Source organism: Micromonospora sp. NPDC005173 (assembly GCF_040608515.1).
GTDB lineage: Bacteria > Actinomycetota > Actinomycetes > Mycobacteriales > Micromonosporaceae > Micromonospora.
In genome coordinates, this window is the sequence record NZ_JBEXIK010000104.1 from 1 (window position 1) to 1,713 (window position 1,713).

At 67.5% G+C, this 1,713-nt stretch carries 1 pseudogene; it reads right to left on the reverse strand.

Features of this window, described 5'->3' with window-relative positions:
- Window positions 1-85 precede the first annotated feature (85 nt).
- Window positions 86-1,320: pseudogene (locus tag ABZV00_RS37760) on the reverse strand (IS3 family transposase).
- Window positions 1,321-1,713: the final 393 nt, after the last annotated feature.

Sequence of the window (1,713 nt, forward strand, 5' to 3'; positions counted from 1 at the left end):
CGCCGGTGGTCATACCGTCGACCCACCGGCCAGGCACCCCCACTCACCGTCCGTCTGTCAAGCCCCGGGTTTGATGGAGAGTTGGTTAGCTGGTTTTCAGGGGTGCGGTGACCGGGTGGGTCATCGCGTGTAGGGCTTCGTGTTCGGCGGGCGGGATGTGCCCGAGTTCGCCGTGCAGGCGGCGGTTGTTGTACCAGTCGATGTACTCGACGGTGGCCATCTCCAGGTCGTCGAGCCCGCGCCACGGACCTCGGTTGCGCACGAGTTCGGCCTTGTAGAGCGAGTTGAACGCCTCGGCCATCGCGTTGTCGTACGAGTCGCCCTTGGAGCCGACCGAGGCGACAGCGCCGGCCTCGGCGAGCCGCTGGCTGTAGCGAATCGCTCGATACTGGACTCCCCTGTCCGAGTGATGGACCAGTTTGCGCAGGTCAGCGCCGTGATTCTCGCGGCGCCAGATCGCCATCTTCAGCGCGTCGAGAGCAAGATCGGTGTAGAGGCTGGTGGCGACCTGCCAGCCGACGATCATGCGGGAGTACACGTCGAGAATGAACGCGGCGTACACCCAGCCCACGCTGGTGCGCACGTAGGTCAGGTCGGCGACCCACAGCTGGTTCGGATGTTCCGCGGTGAAGTCCCGTTTGACCAGGTCACCCGGGCGGCCGGTCTCGGCTGCGGGCCGGGTCGTGCGCGGCGTTTTGTCGCGCACCAGCCCGCGCAGCCCGGACTCGCGCATCAGCCGCTCGACGGTGCACCGGGCCACCGGCACGTTGCGGCGGTGCAGCTCGTGCCAGATCTTGCGTGCGCCGTAGACGCCGTAGTTCTCCGCGTGGATCCGCTCGATCATCGCGGTCAGCTCCTCGTCGCGCCGCGACCTGGCCGAGGCCGGGCGGGTCTTGGCCGCGTAGTAGGTCGACGGTGCGATCTGTGCCGGCGTGTCTTCGAGCGCCTGCAGGACCGGCTGGACACCGTGTTCGGCCTTCTGGGAGTCGACGAAGTCGACCTTCATCGCGACGGACGGTCCAGCTCCGCCGCGAAGAAACTCGCCGCGGACTTCAGGATCTGGTTGGCCCGCCGCAGCTCACGATTCTCCCGTTCCAACGCGGCGAGGCGTTCCGCGTCGCTGCTGGTGGTGCCCGGACGGTCACCAGCGTCGGTCTCGGCCTTCTTCACCCACGTACGCAACGCCTCCGGATGAATCCCAAGCTGGCCGGCGATCCGCCGGATCGCTCCGACCGCCGACGCCGGATCCCGGCGGGCCTCGACCGCCAACCGGGTCGCACGCTCACGCAGCTCATCGTTGTACTTCTTCGGTGCGGGCATCGCTGGTGTTCCTCCCAGGTTTCGATGTCTCCATCAAACCCGGTGCGGGACAGACGTCCACGTCGGTGGACAGCCGTATCGGGATTCCCGGCAGCCTTGATAGGCGGGCGTAGGTCGTGTACCGCGTCTTTCAGGTGCGCAAGCGTGGCGATCGCGACGGTGTCGATTCCGGGTCCGGTGTAAGTAGGCGTCTGAGATGAACCACATGGCCGCCAGGGCCAGCAGCGCGCTGGCGGTGATCCAGAGGCCCGGTCAGCGGGCGATCCGGTCGAGGAGCCTGGTCACCCTGCCCGTGAGGCAGGTGACGGGCATGCCGACATGCCGTCACCGGAGAGAGCCTGCACCCATCCGGCTGACTCCTCGTCCAGGCCGACCACCTCGGCCCCGTGTCCG